General features: G+C 60.3%; 16 protein-coding genes and 4 tRNA genes. 15 read left to right on the forward strand and 5 right to left on the reverse strand.

Annotated elements, in window-relative coordinates; translation table 11 throughout:
* The 9 genes from wzxE to M6G53_RS12510 all read left to right on the forward strand — a co-directional run bounded on the left by wzxE (position 1) and on the right by M6G53_RS12510 (position 6,851).
* Positions 1-1,251 (forward strand): lipid III flippase WzxE, encoded by a 1,251-nt coding sequence (gene wzxE / locus M6G53_RS12470; RefSeq protein WP_253331842.1) that lies wholly within the window; start codon positions 1-3, stop codon positions 1,249-1,251.
* Positions 1,248-2,333, forward strand: a complete 1,086-nt coding sequence (locus M6G53_RS12475; protein WP_253331843.1) for a TDP-N-acetylfucosamine:lipid II N-acetylfucosaminyltransferase — start codon at positions 1,248-1,250, stop codon at positions 2,331-2,333. Before wzxE ends, M6G53_RS12475 begins: the two co-directional genes overlap by 4 nt.
* Positions 2,330-3,697 (forward strand): ECA oligosaccharide polymerase, encoded by a 1,368-nt coding sequence (gene wzyE / locus M6G53_RS12480; RefSeq protein ID WP_253331845.1) that lies wholly within the window; start codon positions 2,330-2,332, stop codon positions 3,695-3,697. The genes M6G53_RS12475 and wzyE overlap by 4 nt, the downstream gene beginning before the upstream one ends.
* 14 nt (positions 3,698-3,711) lie before the next feature.
* Positions 3,712-4,452 carry a lipopolysaccharide N-acetylmannosaminouronosyltransferase gene (gene wecG, locus M6G53_RS12485; protein ID WP_253331847.1) on the forward strand — a complete coding sequence of 247 codons (741 nt, stop codon included), beginning with the start codon at positions 3,712-3,714 and terminating at the stop codon, positions 4,450-4,452.
* Between the two features lie 365 nt (positions 4,453-4,817).
* On the forward strand, positions 4,818-6,221 hold the full coding sequence (thrP, locus tag M6G53_RS12490; protein WP_038874078.1) for a bifunctional threonine/serine APC transporter ThrP: 1,404 nt from the start codon (positions 4,818-4,820) through the stop codon (positions 6,219-6,221).
* 135 nt (positions 6,222-6,356) lie between these two features.
* Positions 6,357-6,433 (forward strand) — tRNA-Arg (locus M6G53_RS12495).
* A gap of 63 nt (positions 6,434-6,496) precedes the next feature.
* Positions 6,497-6,572: transfer RNA gene (locus tag M6G53_RS12500), tRNA-His, on the forward strand.
* Between the two features lie 41 nt (positions 6,573-6,613).
* Positions 6,614-6,700, forward strand: a tRNA-Leu gene (locus M6G53_RS12505).
* 74 nt (positions 6,701-6,774) lie between these two features.
* Positions 6,775-6,851: transfer RNA gene (locus M6G53_RS12510), tRNA-Pro, on the forward strand.
* A 724-nt stretch (positions 6,852-7,575) separates the two neighbouring features.
* Here the strand turns inward: M6G53_RS12510 and hemY are convergent.
* Genes hemY through hemC form a run of 4 tightly spaced genes read right to left on the reverse strand, consistent with a single transcriptional unit; the run spans position 7,576 to position 11,601 of the window.
* Positions 7,576-8,772, reverse strand: coding sequence for a protoheme IX biogenesis protein HemY (gene hemY / locus M6G53_RS12515; protein ID WP_253331849.1), 1,197 nt, complete (start codon positions 8,770-8,772; stop codon positions 7,576-7,578).
* Between the two features lie 3 nt (positions 8,773-8,775).
* The gene (gene hemX, locus M6G53_RS12520) at positions 8,776-9,900 is read right to left on the reverse strand and encodes a uroporphyrinogen-III C-methyltransferase (protein ID WP_253331851.1); all 1,125 of its coding nucleotides are present in this window, start codon (positions 9,898-9,900) and stop codon (positions 8,776-8,778) included.
* 22 nt (positions 9,901-9,922) lie between these two features.
* Positions 9,923-10,663 carry a uroporphyrinogen-III synthase gene (gene hemD, locus M6G53_RS12525; RefSeq protein ID WP_253331853.1) on the reverse strand — a complete coding sequence of 247 codons (741 nt, stop codon included), beginning with the start codon at positions 10,661-10,663 and terminating at the stop codon, positions 9,923-9,925.
* Positions 10,660-11,601: a hydroxymethylbilane synthase gene (gene hemC / locus M6G53_RS12530; protein WP_253331855.1), complete on the reverse strand. Its 942-nt coding sequence runs from the start codon at positions 11,599-11,601 to the stop codon at positions 10,660-10,662. The genes hemD and hemC overlap by 4 nt, the downstream gene beginning before the upstream one ends.
* 316 nt (positions 11,602-11,917) lie before the next feature.
* On the opposite strand from hemC, the gene M6G53_RS12535 reads away from it, so the two are divergent.
* Positions 11,918-14,470, forward strand: a complete 2,553-nt coding sequence (locus tag M6G53_RS12535; RefSeq protein WP_253331857.1) for a class I adenylate cyclase — start codon at positions 11,918-11,920, stop codon at positions 14,468-14,470.
* A 36-nt stretch (positions 14,471-14,506) separates the two neighbouring features.
* On the opposite strand, the gene cyaY is transcribed toward M6G53_RS12535, so the two are convergent.
* Positions 14,507-14,827: an iron donor protein CyaY gene (gene cyaY / locus M6G53_RS12540; protein WP_004934237.1), complete on the reverse strand. Its 321-nt coding sequence runs from the start codon at positions 14,825-14,827 to the stop codon at positions 14,507-14,509.
* 78 nt (positions 14,828-14,905) lie between these two features.
* On the opposite strand from cyaY, the gene lptM reads away from it, so the two are divergent.
* From lptM to yigB, 5 genes are all read left to right on the forward strand, one after another.
* Positions 14,906-15,112 carry an LPS translocon maturation chaperone LptM gene (lptM, locus tag M6G53_RS12545; protein WP_301286201.1) on the forward strand — a complete coding sequence of 69 codons (207 nt, stop codon included), beginning with the start codon at positions 14,906-14,908 and terminating at the stop codon, positions 15,110-15,112.
* A gap of 71 nt (positions 15,113-15,183) precedes the next feature.
* Entirely contained in the window at positions 15,184-16,008 is an 825-nt protein-coding gene (dapF, locus tag M6G53_RS12550) for a diaminopimelate epimerase (protein WP_253331861.1), read from the forward strand.
* The gene (locus M6G53_RS12555; protein ID WP_038874100.1) at positions 16,005-16,718 is read left to right on the forward strand and encodes a DUF484 domain-containing protein; all 714 of its coding nucleotides are present in this window, start codon (positions 16,005-16,007) and stop codon (positions 16,716-16,718) included. Before dapF ends, M6G53_RS12555 begins: the two co-directional genes overlap by 4 nt.
* Entirely contained in the window at positions 16,715-17,626 is a 912-nt protein-coding gene (xerC, locus tag M6G53_RS12560) for a tyrosine recombinase XerC (RefSeq protein ID WP_253331863.1), read from the forward strand. Before M6G53_RS12555 ends, xerC begins: the two co-directional genes overlap by 4 nt.
* A complete protein-coding gene (yigB, locus tag M6G53_RS12565) occupies positions 17,626-18,342 on the forward strand; it encodes a 5-amino-6-(5-phospho-D-ribitylamino)uracil phosphatase YigB (RefSeq protein WP_253331864.1) in 717 nt (238 codons plus the stop codon). Before xerC ends, yigB begins: the two co-directional genes overlap by 1 nt.
* The last annotated feature ends 29 nt before the right edge of the window (positions 18,343-18,371 follow it).

Consider the following 18,371-nt stretch of genomic DNA (forward strand, 5'->3'; position numbering starts at 1 on the left):
ATGTCGTTGGCAAAAGCGTCGATATGGACTGCCGGCTCCACGCTGATCAAAATCGGGGTGGGGCTGTTGGTGGTGAAACTGCTGGCGGTGGCATTTGGCCCCAGCGGGGTGGGGCAGGCGGGTAACTTTCGCCAGTTGATCACCGTGCTGGGCGTGCTGTCCGGCGCGGGCATTTTTAACGGCGTCACCAAGTATGTGGCGGAGCACCACCAGGATCCGCAGCGTCTGCGGCTGGCGGTCGGCACCGCGTCAAGCATCGTACTGGGTTTTTCGACCCTGCTGGCGCTGGTGTTTCTGTTTGCCGCCGAGCCTATCAGCATCGGGCTGTTCGGGCATGCCGATTACGTCGGCGTGGTGCGTGCCGTGGCCTTCATCCAGATGGGCATCGCCTACGCCAACCTGTTTATGGCGGTGCTGAAAGGCTATCGCGACGCGATGGGCAATGCGCTGGCGGTGATCGGCGGCAGCCTGATTGGCGTGGTGGCTTATTACCTGTGTTTCAAGCTGGGCGGCTATGAAGGCGCGCTGGCGGGGCTGGCGTTGGTGCCGGCGCTGGTGGTGTTGCCGGCCGGGCTGATGCTGTGGCGGCGTAAAACGCTGCCGCTGCGTTATCTGGCGCCGCGCTGGGACAAGCTGGTGGCCGGCAACCTCGGCAAATTCACCCTCATGGCGTTGATCACCTCGGTGACGCTGCCGGTGGCTTACGTGATGATGCGTAACCTGCTGGCCGCCCATTACGGTTGGGATGAGGTGGGGATTTGGCAGGGCGTCAGCAGCATTTCCGATGCCTATCTGCAGTTTATCACCGCCTCGTTTACCGTCTATCTGCTGCCGACGCTGTCGCGGCTGACGGATAAGGGCGCCATCTCACGAGAGATCGTGCGTTCGCTGAAATTTGTGCTGCCGGCGGTAGCGGCGGCGAGCTTTACGGTTTGGGTGTTGCGCGATTTCGCCATTTGGCTGTTGTTCTCGGACAAATTCGTCGCCATGCGCGATCTGTTCGCCTGGCAGTTGGTGGGCGACGTGCTGAAAGTCGGGGCTTATGTGTTCGGCTATCTGGTGATCGCCAAAGCGTCGCTGCGTTTTTATATCCTGACGGAAGTCAGCCAGTTTCTGCTGCTGACGCTGTTCTCGCACTGGCTTATCCCGCTGCATGGCGCGCTGGGGGCGGCTCAGGCCTATATGGCAACCTACATCGTGTATTTCACGCTCTGTAGCTGCGTGTTTCTTATTTATCGTAGACGAGTATGACCACACTGATTCACGTTCTGGGATCCGATATCCCGCATCATAACCAGACGGTGCTGCGCTTCTTCAACGACGTGCTGGCGCCGCGTCTGCCGGCTGAGCAGACGCGGCATTTTATGGTGGCGGCCAGGGATGTGGCGGCACTGGGGGATTTCCCTGCCCTGAACATTGAGCCTTACGCGGACAAGAAAAGCCTGGCGGCAGCGGTGATCGCCCGCGCGCAGGCCGATCGCGATGCGCGCTTCTTCCTGCACGGCCAGTTCAATCCGGGGCTGTGGCTGGCGCTGCTGAGCGGCAAGATCAAGGCGCGTCAGGTCAGTTGGCATATCTGGGGCGCCGATCTGTATGAAGACGCTACCAGTTGGAAATTCCGGCTGTTCTATCTGCTGCGCCGTATTGCACAGGGGCGAGTGGGGAACGTGTTCGCCACCCGCGGCGACGTGATTCACTATCAGCAGCGCCATGCGCGGGTGCCGGCTTCGCTGCTGTACTTCCCGACCCGTATGGATCCGGCGCTGACCGACGTTCACGTCGAGAAAAACCTGGCCGGGCCAATGACGATTCTGGTGGGCAATTCCGGCGATCGCAGCAATCGACATATCGAAGCGCTGCAGGCGATACATCAACAGTTCGGTGCCGACGTGCGCGTGATCCTGCCGATGGGCTATCCGGCCGACAACGATGCTTACATCGAGCAGGTACGCGCCGCCGGGTTGCCGCTGTTCGGCGAGAAAAACCTGCAGCTGCTCACGCAGCAGGTGGCGTTTGAGGACTACCTCAATATGCTGCGCGCCTGCGATCTCGGCTATTTCATTTTCAATCGCCAGCAGGGTATTGGCACCCTGTGCCTGCTGATTCAGTTCGGCGTGCCTTTCGTGCTCAGCCGGCAAAACCCGTTCTGGCAGGATTTGGCGGAACAGCGCCTGCCGGTGCTGTTCTACGGCGATTCGCTGGACGAGGCGGTGGTGCGCGAAGCGCAGCGCCAGCTGGCGGCGGTGGATAAACAGGCGATCGCCTTCTTCAATCCGAACTATGTCGACGGCTGGCGGCAAGCCCTGGCGCTGGCGGCGGGAGAGAGCTCATGACGTTGGCGCAATTCGGCGGCCTGTTCGTCGTCTATCTGGTCAGCCTGACGTTTATCCTGACGCTGACCTACCAGGAGTTTCGGCGCGTGCGCTTTAACTTCAACGTCTTTTTCTCGCTGCTGTATTTGCTGACGTTTTATTTCGGCTTCCCGCTGACCTGCCTGCTGGTGTTCCAGTTTGACGTCGAGGTGGTGCCGGTAGAGTTTCTGCTGTACGCCCTGCTGTCGGCGACGGCGTTTTACGCCATCTATTATGTCACCTACAAGACGCGGCTGCGTAAACGCCGCACAGAGCCGCGTGCGGCGCTGTTCACCATGAACCGGGTCGAGACCCATATTACCTGGGTGCTGCTGGCGCTGGTGGCGATTGGCACCGTGGGGATGTTCTTCATGCAGAATGGCTTCCTGCTGTTCAAGCTCAATTCCTACAGCCAGATCTTCTCCAGCGACGTTTCCGGCGTGGCGCTCAAGCGGTTCTTCTACTTCTTCATTCCGGCGATGCTGGTGGTCTATTTCCTGCGGCAGGATCTGCGCGCCTGGTTCTTGTTCCTGGTGGCGACGGTGGCGTTCGGCATTCTGACCTACGTGATCGTCGGCGGCACCCGCGCCAACATCATCATTGCCTTTGCGCTGTTCCTGTTTATCGGCATCGTGCGCGGCTGGATCACGCTGTGGATGCTGGCGGCGGCGGGCATAGTCGGCGTGGTCGGCATGTTCTGGCTGGCGTTGAAGCGCTACAGCCTGGACGTCAGCGGCGCGGAGGCGTTTTATACCTTCCTCTACCTGACCCGCGATACCTTCTCGCCGTGGGAAAACCTGGCGCTGCTGCTGCAAAATTACGACAAGATCGATTTCCAGGGCCTGGCGCCGATCGTGCGTGATTTCTACGTCTTTATCCCGACCTGGCTATGGCCGGGCCGGCCGGACGTGGTGCTGAACTCGGCCAACTATTTCACCTGGGAAGTGCTGAACAACCATTCCGGGCTGGCGATTTCACCGACGCTGATCGGTTCGCTGGTGGTGATGGGCGGCGCGCTGTTTATTCCGCTCGGCGCGATTTTGGTGGGTATGATCATCAAGTGGTTCGACTGGCTGTACGAGTTGGGCAGGGCCGAACCGAACCGTTATAAGGCGGCTATCCTGCAAGGGTTCTGCTTTGGCGCGGTGTTCAACATGATTGTGTTGGCGCGCGAAGGGGTGGATTCGTTCGTGTCGCGCGTGGTGTTCTTCTGCATTATTTTCGGCGCCTGTCTGGTGCTGGCGAAGTTGCTGTATTGGCTGTTCGATACCGCCGGGCTGATCAGGGCCAGGGTCACGCGCGCTCGCGCGCTGGCGTCTGTGCCTCGGGCGAACGGTCTTTTGTAAGGGTAATGAGAACGATGGAAGCAAAGATTTCGGTGCCGCAGTATGAGCTGCGCGGTTTCAGCCTGTGGGGCTTTCGCGATATGGCGCACTGCATGGACTTTTTGTTCGACGGCGGCCGGGTAAAACAGGGCACGTTGGTAGCCATGAACGCGGAAAAGATCCTGAAGGCGGAAGAGGACCCGGCGCTGCATGCGTTGCTGGATGAGGCGGAGTTCAAGTACGCCGACGGCATCAGCATGGTGCGTTCGATTCGCCGCAAATACCCGGCGGCGGAGGTGTCGCGCGTTGCGGGCGCCGATTTGTGGGAAGCCTTGATGCAGCGCGCCGGCCGTGAAGGCACGCCGGTCTTCCTGGTCGGTGGCAAGCCGGAGGTCTTGGCGCAAACCGAGCAGAAGCTGCGCAGCCAGTGGAACGTCAACCTGGTGGGCAGCCAGGACGGCTATTTCAAACCGGATCAGCGAGACGTTCTGTTCGAGCGCATTCGCGCCAGCGGCGCCGCTATCGTGACGGTGGCGATGGGATCGCCGAAGCAGGAGATTCTGATGCGCGACTGCCGCAAGGTGCATCCGCAGGCGCTGTATATGGGCGTGGGGGGCACCTACGACGTGTTTACCGGCCATGTGAAGCGGGCGCCCAAAGTGTGGCAGAACCTCGGTCTGGAATGGCTCTACCGCCTGCTCAGCCAGCCCAGCCGCATCGGTCGGCAGTTGAAGCTGTTGAAGTTTGTCGGTTATTACTACAGCGGCAAAATGTAACCCCCCATCCGGGGCGGAAAGTGCCGTTCCGCTCCGGTTTGCTGTACCAATAATCTGCTTTTGCGCATTTATCCCGCATATCTATAACCCCCGGCCCTAAACGTCGCTGCATTTATTCCATAAAGTTTTAAATTGCGGTTTGCTTATAGCGGCGAAATGCGAAACGATACCGCCCGGAAATTATCCCTGGCCGCTGAAGCCTGATGCGACAGCGCTGAACGACGTTCTTCTCACGGTAACTTCGCTCCGACTACCCGTTGATGCCAACCCGATCGGCAGGGGATGATTTATTCTTTTAATAATGACAATAACGACCGGCAGCGGCCGGCAGGCAAACACAACCCGAGAAAAATTATTGAGGACTTATGGCACACAAAGAGAAACCGCAAGGGCTACACCGGGGCCTTGAGGCCCGGCACATCGAGCTTATCGCTCTGGGGGGCACCATCGGCGTGGGCCTGTTTATGGGCTCGGCCAGTACGCTGAAGTGGGCGGGGCCGTCGGTGCTGCTGGCTTACATCATCGCCGGGCTGTTCGTGTTCTTCATTATGCGTTCGATGGGGGAAATGCTGTTCCTCGAGCCGGTTGCTGGGTCGTTTGCCGTTTACGCCCATAAGTACATGAATCCCTATTTCGGTTACCTGACCGCCTGGGGCTACTGGTTTATGTGGATTGCCGTCGGCATTTCGGAGATCACCGCCATCGGGGTGTATGTGCAGTTCTGGTTCCCGGAAATACCGCAGTGGGTGCCGGCGCTGATCGCCGTGGCGATGGTGGCGCTGGCCAACCTGGCGGCGGTGCGCCTGTACGGTGAACTGGAGTTCTGGTTCGCCATGATCAAGGTGACCACCATCATCGTGATGATTCTGGTGGGGCTGGGGGTGATCTTCTTCGGCTTCGGCAATGGCGGTGAACCTATCGGTTTCGCCAATCTGACGGCGCACGGCGGCTTCTTTGCCGGCGGTTGGAAAGGCTTCCTGTTCGCGCTGTGCATCGTGGTGGCGTCCTATCAGGGGGTGGAGCTGGTGGGCATCACCGCCGGGGAAGCCAAGAACCCGCAGGTAACGCTGAAACGCGCGATCAACAATATCCTGTGGCGCATCCTGATCTTCTATGTCGGCGCGATCTTCGTCATCGTCACCATCTTCCCGTGGAACGGCATCGGCACCACCGGCAGCCCGTTTGTGCTGACCTTCGCCAAGATCGGCATCGTTGCCGCCGCCGGCATCATCAACTTCGTGGTGTTGACCGCCGCGCTCTCCGGCTGCAACAGCGGCATGTACAGCGGCGGCCGCATGCTGTACGCCCTGGCCAAGAACCGCCAGCTGCCGGCGGCGCTGACCAAGCTTTCCGCCAGCGGCGTGCCGGTGAACTGCATCGCCGTCACCATCGGCTGCCTGTTGGTGGGTTCCGCGCTGAACTACATCATCCCGAATCCGGAACAGGTGTTCGTCTATGTCTACAGCGCCAGCGTGCTGCCGGGCATGGTGCCGTGGTTCGTGGTGCTGATAAGCCAACTCTATTTCCGCCGCGCCCATAAGGAAGCGATCAAAAATCACAGCTTTAAGTCGATCATGTTCCCGTATGTGAACTATCTGACCATCGCTTTTCTGATTTGCGTGCTGGTCGGCATGGGAATCAACCCGGATACGCGGATTTCCCTGCTGGTCGGGGCGATTTTCTTGGCCGGCGTCAGCCTGTGCTACTTCGCTTTCGGCATGCACAAAAAACATCATCCGGCTGAAAATCGGGTAGAAACGCGCCAATAAACGGTGAAAAGGGGCTACGGAGTGCGCTTTTGTGCGCGGGAGTGAGCAAAGCGTAATCAAACGCGACATTTCTGCGAAAAAGCACTAGACAGGATTGGCGTAAATCCGTAGTATCCCCTCCCGCAACGGCGCTACGCGCCCGTAGCTCAGCTGGATAGAGCGCTGCCCTCCGGAGGCAGAGGTCTCAGGTTCGAATCCTGTCGGGCGCGCCATTAAGTTTGTGCGCAGGAGCTGCGGTGGTAATATTACCGCGTGAGTAAGAAGTAGCAGTAATGGTGGCTATAGCTCAGTTGGTAGAGCCCTGGATTGTGATTCCAGTTGTCGTGGGTTCGAGTCCCATTAGCCACCCCACTTCCTAACGAAGTGAAGATTTAGCAGTATTTTGTGACAGTGCGAAGGTGGCGGAATTGGTAGACGCGCTAGCTTCAGGTGTTAGTGTTCTTACGGACGTGAGGGTTCAAGTCCCTCTCTTCGCACCACGCAAAATAACTGATAAATATAAGATTTATATGGACAGCAGTCTGATAAATCGGGTAGTATGAGCAACACAAATCGGCGAGTAGCGCAGCTTGGTAGCGCAACTGGTTTGGGACCAGTGGGTCGGAGGTTCGAATCCTCTCTCGCCGACCACATTCAAAGAAACCGACGCAAGTCGGTTTTTTTACGCCTGCAGTTTATGAGGATGAGCACCTCCGCAGGAGGTTCGAGCCTCGCACAGCGAGATGAACATCGACAAGCCCGTGCAGCACTGCGCGGGCTTTTTGCGTCTCTGGGGATTGGCACCTTGTGCCTGCCTGCAGCCTGTCGGTTTTCAGCGACAACGGCATCCGGCGCTGTCGTCAGGTTGAGACAAATAATTCATTGATTTTAAAATAAAAAAATAGCTTTGGTTTAAGCCGTCGTTTCAAGGCGACATCCTCATACCGGCCGCAGGCAAGGAATGCCAGGGAGTGGCATAGGGCAGGAAAGGCAGGGTGAAATAAAAAATAAATATATTTCAATGTGTTGAATGCCATCTTCTAAGAAGAATGGCCTCAATATAAGAGTTGGCATGCCAAGTGCATTATCTATTGCGTAGATGCTCATTCCATTTCTTATGTTCGCCTTAGGCTTCATAAACCCTGGGAATGACGCAGAGCCGATTTAGGGTGCCTATCGCCCACGAGAACGATGACTAACCCGTCATCACGCTCAGGGCAGAACGTTGAGTGAGGCACCGCCCCTGTTGTCCTAGACCTGATTGCTTCTTTATACACTTGCCCTGCGGCAAGTGTTTTTTTTTGCGCCGCAGAACACCATTGGGCAAAAAAAAAGCGCGGCATCGGGGCCGCGCTTTTCTCTCTCGGGCAGGGCGTTATTCGCCGCCGTTCTGTTTCAGCGTCAACATCAGCCCCTCACGCCGCATCTGCGCCGCTTCATCCGAACGATGCAGTTTCTCCAGCGTATCGGCCAACCAGGCGTAGTCGTAGGCGTCCGGGCGCTGTTTCAGCGCTTCGCGCAAGGCGTCGGCCGCCTGCTGCCACTCGCCGTGCTTCATCAGCAACTGCCCCAGCGTGCTGTTCAACAGCGGCGTCGCGCCGTGCTGTTTCATCTGCTGACGCAGCGCTCTTTCCAGCTGCTCGGGGTTGCCGGACTTCAGCCGCGGCAGCAACAGCACCAGGCGCTCGTCGTATTGGCGCTTCAGGCTGTCGAGCACAATCTCCTGCGCCAGTTCGTGGTCGTTGCATTCGATCAGGTGCTCCACCATGGCGATTTGCAGCGGCACTTCGTGACGCGTCTTGCGGCTCTGATCTTTCCACCAGCGCTTCAGGCCTTCGCTGCCTTCGTCCGCCATCGCCTGATTCATCAGCCCGATATAAGCCTGTTGCTGCAACGCCTGCAGCTGCTCTTCGCTGTGGAGTTCGATTTTACGCATCGATGGCAGCACTTCCAGCAGCGACGCATAGGCGCCGGTGCGCAGATAGGCCTGTTCCGCCAGGCGCAGCACTTCCGGATGACGCGGCGCCTGGTTCAGCAGGCGATCGACGCCGTGGCGTGCGGCGTGGTTCTCGCCCTGCGCCAGCTGGATACGAACCCGGGTGATATCCACCGGCAGCTGATCGGTGTCGGCCGCCTCGGCGGCGCGCTCCAGATACTGATTGGTGCGGAAGTCGTCGCCGCGTTGCTGTGCGGCCTCGGCGGCCAGCAGGTAGTTCACGACCGGCTGTTCGGCGTGATCGGCGTTGCGCGTCATCAGCTTTTCAACCTGCTTGTAGTCGCCTTCCGCCAGCTTGATCAGTGCGGCTTTGGTTTGCTGGCGCGCGCGGGAGCGCTTGCGGCCGATAAACCAACCGCGCGTGCGGGCGCCGGTACGGAAGAGACGGCGCAGGATCCACTCGATCGCCAGCAGCACCACGAACAGCAGCACCAGCATGATCACCAGGCCGGTGACGCTGGTTTCAATATTGTAGTTGTCGGTCTGGATCAGCACATAGCCCTGATGCCCGGCCAACATCGGCCCGAGCACCACGCTGGCGATCACCACCAGGAACAGAAATAGCACGCGTAACATGGCTTAACCCTCCTGGTGAGCGGCAGGGGACTGGGTCATCAGGTTGCGTACCCGGGTCTGCATCACTTTTTCCAGCAGCGGCTGGCTTTTCAGCTGATCCGGCACGTCCATCGTGATCGACTGTTGGCTCAGGCTGTCCAGCTCTTCCAGGAAAGCCTTGGTCGCCGGATCGGTGGTGTCGAAATAGGCGCGCACCCAGGTAGAGACGGTTTCCAGCGATTGCTTGTAGGTCTCGTTCTGGTGGCGTGGGATGGCCTGTGCGGCCACCAGCAGGCGCGAACGGATGTTTTCGCGCAGGTAGATGTCCTGGTTCGGTGCCAGCAGCGGCTCGGCGCTGGTGTCGCGGCGGCGGACGGTGATGAAGTCGGCCATGAAATTGCGCCAGCTCTTGGCCAGGTTCTGCCGCCACTCGCCGATCGAGCTGGAGAGTTCGCTGCTGTTTTGATCCATCGGCGCTTCGTCGGTGTCGTTATCCGCCAGACGCAGGTTATCCACCTGATTGGACAGCTGATTGACCTTGAGGATGATACCGTCGTAATCGACCTGGGTCAGCGTAGCAAGCGTGCTGATGTCTTCGGTAATGGCGCGGCGCACGTCGAGCAGGCTCGGATCGTTCATGTCCGCCAGGCTGGCGTCGGCGCTTTTCAGCAGCGCGGCGGCGCTGGTCACGTCCTGATCGCTCCACAGCTTGCGGCCGGCCATTTTCACCAGGAAATCAGCCTGCGCCAGCAGCCAGGTTTTGGCGTCGCTGCCGGAGATGGTCGCCACTTTTTCCTGCAGTTCGCTCAGTTGGCGCGCCAAATTCGCCTGCTCGCGATCGGCGGCGTCCAGGCTTTTACCCTGCTGCTGCAACAGGCCTTCCAGCGCATTTCTTTCCTGCTGCTGGCTCTGTTTCACGCCTTCCAGCTGCTGCTGCAGCGCCTGATTGGCGGCGATCAGCTGTTGCGCCTGCTTGTGCGTGTGGTAATAGCCGCCCGCACCGAGGGCGATGACCAGCACGATAGCGATCGCGCCGAGCACCGGGCCGGTGTTCTTTCCTTGGCGGCTGGCAGCGGCTGGCTGCTGGGAGCTCTCAACCGCGGTGGTTGGCTCTTCAACCGGGGCGGATGGGGTATTTTGTTCCGTCATAGTGGCACATCCCATAGTCAGATTATTGTAGCGCGCGGATCAGCGCGTCATTATCGGCGTTGTCAGCTACCCGAATCGTACGCCAGCCCAAGTCCCGGGCGAGGGTAGCCAGGCGTTCGCTCACTACTACCAGGCGGCAACGCAGCAGCCATGAAGAACGATAGTAATCAGGAACTAAAGTATAGAGCTGTTGTAACATTTCACCGCTGGTCACCACCAGCGTATCCACACCGGCGCGCTGCCAGTGGGCGCTTTGCTCGCTGCCGTCGTAGTGCACCGGGCTGCGTTGATAGCATTCATAATAGCTGACGTCGGCGCCGCGCTCGCTTAGCGTGGTGCCCAGCAGCTCGCGGCCGCCGTTGCCGCGCAAAATCAGCGCGCGTTTGCCCGCCAGCTTTTGCAGCGCCGGCAGCAGCAGCAGCGTTTCGCTGATCTCGCGTTCGCGCGGGTATTCCACCGGCAAACTGCTGATGCGGTGCAGCGCCAGCCCGGTGGTGCGGCCGATGGCGTAATAGGCCAGGTGCGCGGGCCAGCTCAGCCCGGCGCGGCCGATGACCGAATCGGCATAGTTCACCGAATGCTGCGACAGCACGAACACCAGATCGCCGGGGTTCAGCTGCTGCAACGCCTGCGGCAGCTGCGGCAGATCGCCACCGGGAGCGAAGTCGATCAGCGGTGCATGATAGGCAACCCGGCCGAGTGCGCGCAGCCGGCTCACTAACTGCTCGCCCGAAGGCGATGGGCGGGTTACCAGGATCGTCATGCCGGCGGATTTCCCTGATAAACCTCGCGCAGGATCTCGCGCGCGCCGCGCGCCAGCAGCTCTTCCGCCAGCTCAACGCCCATCCGTTCGGCCTCGGTGGCCGGGCCGCGGCGCTCGCCGCGCACCATCCGGCTGCCGTCCGGCGCACCGACCAGGGCGCGCAGCCACAGGCTGTCGCCATCCAGTTCGGCATAGCTGCCGATCGGCACCTGGCAGCCGCCTTCCAGACGGGTGTTCATCGCCCGCTCGGCGCGTACGCGGGTTTCGGTGGCCGCATGGTTTAGCGGCAACAGCAGCGCGCGGGTGGCGCTGTCGTCGAGGCGGCATTCAATGCCGACCGCGCCCTGGCCAACGGCCGGCAGGCACTCTTCGGCGCTCAGCGGGCTGCGGATGCGTTGCTCCAGCCCCAGGCGTTTCAGGCCGGCCACCGCCAGAATAATCGCGTCGTAGTCGCCGTTGTCCAGCTTGGCCAGGCGAGTGCCAACGTTGCCGCGCAGGTCGCGCACGATCAGATCCGGGCGGCGTTCACGCAGCTGGCACTGGCGGCGCAGGCTGGAAGTGCCGACCACGCTGCCCTGCGGCAGCTGATCGAGCGAGGCGAAACGGTTGGAAACAAAAGCGTCGCGCGGATCTTCGCGTTCGCAAATGGTGGTCAAACCCAGGCCGGCAGGGAAATCGACCGGCACGTCTTTCATCGAGTGCACGGCGATGTCGGCGCGGCCTTCCAGCAGCGCCAGCTCGAGTTCTTTAACAAACAGGCCTTTACCGCCGACTTTCGCCAGCGGCGTATCCAGAATAACGTCGCCGCGCGTCACCATCGGCACCAACTCGACCTGCAGGCCGGGATGGCAGGCCATCAGACGTTGCTGCACATAATGTGCTTGCCAAAGTGCAAGCGGGCTTTGTCGGGTGGCAATTCGAATAATTTTGTCTAACATGCTTGTTACCGTTTTTATATTTCGCCATCCATCCTACCACTGAGAGCCAATACTGTCAGTGCAAGAAGCCGGAGGCGGAAAAAGGACAACGGAATCAAAGGGACGTGTGATGTGCTTTGGGGCAGTTAACACTGCGGGTAAATCGTTTAGGGAAGCGCTACAATAATTGTGAAGCGTTACCTCCTTTACGGTCAATCAGCAAGGTGTTAAATTGATCACGTTTCCAGCAATAAGTCGCCAAATATTCTTCTTACACTAACGGCGCTTATGGAATACGGGTTTTTTTCTAAACACCGGGATAATCAGGCGAGACGTCTTGTACCTCTACATCGAGACATTGAAGCAGAGACTGGATGCGATCAATCAGCTACGCGTCGATCGCGCCCTGGCGGCTATGAAGCCCGCGTTTCAACGGGTATACAGTCTGCTGCCCACCTTACTGCACCACCACCACCCGCTGATGCCGGGTTACCTGAACGGTAACGTTCCCCACGGCATTTGCCTCTACACGCCTGATGAAACTCAACAAGATTATCTGAACGATTTAGAAGACAAATGGGGCAGCCCGTTTGACAAGCCGGCCAGCGGCGAGCTGCCGATCACCGGCGTCTATTCGATGGGCAGCACCTCGTCTATCGGCCAAAGCTGCAGCTCGGATCTCGACATCTGGGTCTGCCACCAGTCCTGGCTGGACAACGAAGAACGCACCCGCCTGCAGCAAAAATGCAGCCTGCTTGAGAAGTGGGCCGCCTCAATGGGGGTGGAAGTCAGCTTCTTCCTGATCGACGAAAACCGCTTCCGCCATAATGAAAGCGGCAGCCTGGGCGGCGAAGACTGCGGCTCGACGCAGCACATCCTGTTACTCGACGAATTCTACCGCACCGCGGTGCGCCTGGCCGGCAAACGCATCCTGTGGAACATGGTGCCGGGCGAAGAAGAAGCGCACTACGATGAATACGTGCTGTCGCTGTACGCGCAGGGCGCGCTGACGCCGAACGAGTGGCTGGATCTCGGCGGCCTGAGCTCGCTGTCGGCGGAAGAGTACTTCGGCGCCAGCCTGTGGCAGCTGTACAAGAGCATCGATTCGCCTTACAAGGCGGTGCTGAAGACCCTGCTGCTGGAAGCCTATTCCTGGGAATACCCCAATACCCAACTGCTGGCGACGGACATCAAACACCGCCTGCATCAGGGCGAGATCGTCAGCTTCGGGCTCGACGCCTACTGCATGATGCTCGAGCGTGTCACTCGCTACCTGACCGACATCAACGACACCACCCGTCTCGATCTGGCCCGCCGCTGTTTCTACCTGAAAGTCTGTGAAAAGCTGTCGCTGGCCAAGGCCTGCGTCGGCTGGCGGCGCGAGATCCTCAGCCAGTTGGTCAGCGAGTGGGGCTGGAGCGAAGAGCGTCTGGCGATGCTGGACAACCGCGCCAACTGGAAGATCGAGCGGGTGCGCGAAGCGCATAACGAACTGCTCGACGCGATGATGCAGAGCTACCGCAACCTGATCCGTTTCGCCCGCCGCAATAACCTCAGCGTCAGCGCCAGCCCGCAGGATATCGGCGTGCTGACCCGCAAACTGTATGCGGCGTTCGAAGCGCTGCCCGGCAAGGTGACGCTGGTGAACCCGCAGATTTCGCCGGACCTGTCGGAAAACGATTTAACCTTTATTCACGTGCCGGTTGGCCGCGCCAACCGCACCGGCTGGTATCTGTATAATCAGGCACCGGCCATGGATTCGATCGTCAGCCATCAGCCGCTGGAATATAACCGCTACCTGAACAAGCTGGTGGCCTGGGCCTATTTCAACGGCCTGCTGACGCCGCAGACCCGCCTGCACATCAAGAGCGGCAACCTGTGCGACACCGCCAAGCTGCAGGAGCTGGTGGCCGACGTTTCTCATCACTTCCCGCTGCGCCTGCCGGCGCCGACGCCGAAAGCGCTGTACAGCCCGTGCGAAATTCGCCATCTGGCGATCATCGTCAATCTGGAAAACGATCCGACCGCCGCCTTCCGCAATCAGGTGGTGCACTTCGATTTCCGCAAGCTGGACGTGTTCAGCTTCGGCCAGCAGCAGCAGTGCCTGGTGGGCAGCATCGATCTGCTGTACCGCAACTCCTGGAACGAAGTGCGCACCCTGCACTTCAGCGGCGAGCAGTCGGTGCTGGAAGCGCTGAAAACCATTCTCGGCAAAATGCACCAGGACGCCGCGCCGCCGGAGTCGGTGGAAGTGTTCTGCTACAGCCAGCACCTGCGCGGCCTGATCCGCACCCGCATCCAGCAGCTGGTGTCGGAGTGCATCGAGCTGCGCCTGTCCAGCACCCGCCTGGAGCCCGGCCGCTTCAAGGCGGTACGCGTCGCCGGGCAGACCTGGGGGCTGTTCTTCGAGCGCCTGAGCGTGTCGGTGCAAAAGCTGGAGAACGCGGTGGAGTTCTACGGCGCCATCTCCAACAACAAGCTGCACGGCCTGTCTATCAAGGTGGAAACCGATCAGGTGCATCTGCCGCCGGTGGTGGATGGCTTCGCCAGCGAGGGGATCATCCAGTTCTTCTTCGAAGACACCTCGGACGACAAGGGCTTCAACATCTATATTCTGGACGAGTCGAATCGGGTGGAGGTGTATCACCACTGCGAGGGCAGTAAAGAGGAGCTGGTGCGCGACGTCAGCCGCTTCTACTCCTCATCGCACGATCGCTTTACCTACGGCTCCAGCTTCATCAACTTCAACCTGCCGCAGTTCTATCAGATCGTGCAGCTCGACGGGCGCACGCAGGTGATCCCGTTCCGCAGCAATGTGCTGTCCAGCCTGTGCGTGACGGTGGCCGATGGCGCCCCGCAGCCGCTCAAACAGCAGTTCCAGCTGCATTGACGCCGCAAGGGCTCGGTTGCCGAGCCCTGCATCGCCTCAGGAAAAATGCAGTTCCTCACCGGCCTGTGCGCTGGCCGCTTCGCTGAGCAGCTGATAAAACGGCTGCCCGCTGCGATCGCATAGCCAGACGCCGTCGCGGTAGTTGAAGTGGTAACCGCCGGCCTTGGTGGCGAGCCACACCTGGTGCAGCGGCTCCTGGCGGTTGATGACAATTTTGGTGCCGTTTTCGAAGCTCAGCGTCATCACGCCGCCATTGGTTTCGTAGTCGATGTCCGCATCGCCGTCAAAATCGTCCAGTGTCTCTTCAATATTCAGCATCAGCTGGTCGGCCAACTGATGAAACTCGCTGTCGTTCATATTCAATTCCTATTGCTTTTCATGATCCACCTGCGATTATAGAGACCTTGGACGCATGAATTACAGGCATTAATGCAAATGAAAAAACAACTACGCTATGCGCTGATGGCAGTTCTGCTGACCGGCCTCGCCGGCTGTGGTCTGAAGGGCCCGCTTTACTTCCCCCCTGCCGACTCCGCCGGCCAAAAAACGGCCCAGCCGCCGGTGCAAACGGGCGAACAGGTGCAAAAGAATCAGCAGGAGCAGTCTGGCTCTCAGCAAAAACCGTCGATGGTCGACCAGTAACACCCTGTTTGCGGTGGCGGGCGCCGCCGCAAAATCAAGACGGATAGCGCGTCCAGATAGCGGAGTATGATATGCAGTTCTCCAAAATGCACGGTCTGGGCAACGACTTTATGGTGGTCGATGCCGTTACACAGAATGTCTATTTTTCACCTGAGCTGATCCGCCGGCTGGCCGATCGGCACCTGGGCGTCGGCTTTGACCAGATGCTGGTGGTAGAACCGCCTTACGATCCCGAGCTGGATTTTCACTACCGAATTTTCAACGCCGACGGCAGCGAAGTGGCGCAGTGCGGCAACGGCGCGCGCTGCTTCGCGCGCTTTGTGCGGCTGAAAGGGCTGACCAACAAGCGCGATATCCGCGTCAGCACCCAAACCGGGCGTATGGTGCTCAGCGTTACCGACGACGATCGGGTGTGCGTCAACATGGGTGAGCCGAACTTCGATCCGCAGGCGGTGCCGTTCCGCGCCGCCAAAGCCGAAAAGACCTACATCATGCGCGCGGCGGAACAGACCGTGCTGTGCGGCGTGGTGTCGATGGGCAACCCGCATTGTGTTTTGCAGGTGGATGATGTAAAAACCGCCAAGGTGGAGCTGCTCGGGCCGGTGCTGGAAGGGCATGAGCGCTTCCCGGAACGGGCCAACATCGGCTTTATGCAGGTGGTCAGCCGCGATCACATCAAGCTGCGCGTTTACGAGCGCGGCGCCGGCGAAACGCAGGCCTGCGGCAGCGGCGCCTGTGCGGCGGTGGCGGTGGGGATCCAACAGGAATTGCTGTCAGAAGAGGTGCATGTAGAACTGCCGGGCGGCAGTCTGCATATTCGCTGGAAAGGGCCGGGCAACCCGCTGTTTATGACCGGCCCGGCAACCCATGTCTATGACGGATTTATTCATCTATGAAAAGCGTAGAAGAACAGAGCGTTGCCGGCCTGGCGCTGGATGACGACACCGTGATGCAGTATCTGCTGCAGAACCCGGATTTCTTTATTCGCAACGCACGCCAGGTTGAGCAGATGCGTGTGCCTCACCCGGTGCGCGGCACCGTTTCGCTGGTGGAATGGCACCTGGCCCGCCAGCGCAACCACATCGAGCGGCTGGAAGAAGAGATCACGCTGTTGATGGAACAGGCCAGCGCCAACGAGGGGCTGTTCGCCCGGTTGCTGCACCTGCAGGCCGATTTGGCCACTGCCGACAGCCTGCAGGACATGCTCAACCGGCTGCAGCGCTGGGCGCGCGGCTTCGGTTTGGCCGGTGCCACGGTGCGCCTGTTCGCCGAACGCTGGAAGATCGGCGCGCCTTCCGACTTTACCCACCTGGCGCTGACGCGTTCGGCGTTCGAGCCGTTCCGCATTCAGCGGCTGGGCAGCGAACAACACTACCTCGGCGGCCTGAATGGCCCCGAACTGCTGCTGCTGTTGCCGCAGGCCAAACAGATTGGCCAGATTGGCTCGGTGGCGCTGTCGATGCTGGGCGACGACGGCGAGCTGGGCATGGTGATCTTCAGCAGCCGCGATACGCAACACTATCAGCAGGGCATGGGCACGGTGATGCTCAATCAACTGGCGCGCATGCTGCCGGAACTGCTGGAACGCTGGGTCGAACGCGCATGACGCCGATTGCGCCCAGCCTGCAGCAGCCGGTGGACGCTTTTCTGCGTTATCTCAAGGTAGAACGGCAACTCAGCCCGCTGACGCAGCTCAGCTATTCACGTCAGCTGGCGGCGCTGATGCGCCTGGCGCAGGAGATCGGTATCACCGACTGGGCGGCGCTGGACGCCGCCCGGGTGCGGATGCTGGCGGCGCGCAGCAAACGCGCCGGCCTGCAGTCCGCCAGCCTGGCGCTGCGGCTCTCTTCGTTGCGCAGTTTCCTCGACTGGCTGGTCAGCCAGGGCGTATTGCACGCCAACCCCGCCAAAGGCATCCGCACGCCGCGCAGCGGCCGCCATCTGCCGAAAAACATCGATGTCGATGAAATGAACCAGCTGCTGGAGATCGATCTCAACGATCCGCTGGCGGTGCGCGACCGCGCCATGCTGGAGGTGATGTACGGCGCCGGCCTGCGCCTCTCCGAACTGGTGGGGCTGGATTGCCGCCATGTCGATATGGCCGCCGGCGAGGTATGGGTGATGGGGAAAGGCAGCAAAGAGCGCAAATTGCCGATCGGGCGCACCGCCGTCACCTGGCTGGAACACTGGCTGGCGATGCGCGATCTGTTCGGGCCGGAAGATGACGCGATGTTCCTGTCCAATCAGGGGCGGCGCATCTCGACGCGCAACGTGCAAAAGCGCTTCGCCGAATGGGGCGTAAAACAGGGCGTCAACAGCCATATCCACCCGCACAAGCTGCGCCACTCCTTCGCTACCCACATGCTGGAGTCCAGCGGCGATCTGCGAGCGGTGCAGGAGCTGCTCGGCCACGCCAACCTGACCACCACGCAAATTTATACCCACCTCGACTTTCAACATCTGGCGAACGTGTACGATGCCGCGCATCCGCGCGCCAAACGGGGGAAATCCTGATGCATTTTTATCGCCCGCTGCGCCCGCTGGCGGCGCTGACTTTCGATCTGGACGACACGCTGTATGACAATCGCCCGGTGATTAGACAGACCGAACAACAGTCGGTGGCCTTCCTGCAGAGCTACCATCCCGGTCTGAACAGCTTCCAGTCGGCGGATTTCCACCGCCTGCGCCAGGAGCTGCGCGAACAGGATCCGGAGATCTACCACGACGTCACCCAGTGGCGCTGGCGCGCCATTCATCTGGCGCTGAGCCGGCAGGGAGTGCGCGATGTCGACGCGGCGATCGGGGCCGACGCGGCGATGCAAAACTTCGCGCTGTGGCGCAGCCGCATCGAGGTACCGGAAGCGACCCACGCCACGCTGAAGGCGCTGGCCGCGCGCTACCCGCTGGTGGCGATCACCAACGGCAACGCCGATCCGGCGCAGTGTGGCCTGGACGGCTACTTCCAGTTCGTGTTGCGCTCCGGGCCGGACGGGCGCGCCAAGCCTTACCAGGACATGTATCACCTGGCCGTCGAGCGGCTGGGCGTGGCGCCGGAACAGATCCTGCACGTGGGCGACGATCTGACCACCGACGTCGCCGGCGCGCTGCGCGCTGGGTTGCAGGCCTGTTGGATCAACGATCGGCAACGCAGCCTGATGCAGGCCGCCGACAGCCGCCTGCTGCCGCATATTGAGATTTCGCAGTTGGCATCGCTGACAGCATTGTTATAATCCCTGCCAGAACTCTGTATAAATTTCCA

The organism is Serratia nevei (assembly GCF_024160145.1).
Taxonomy (GTDB): Bacteria; Pseudomonadota; Gammaproteobacteria; order Enterobacterales; family Enterobacteriaceae; genus Serratia; species Serratia nevei_A.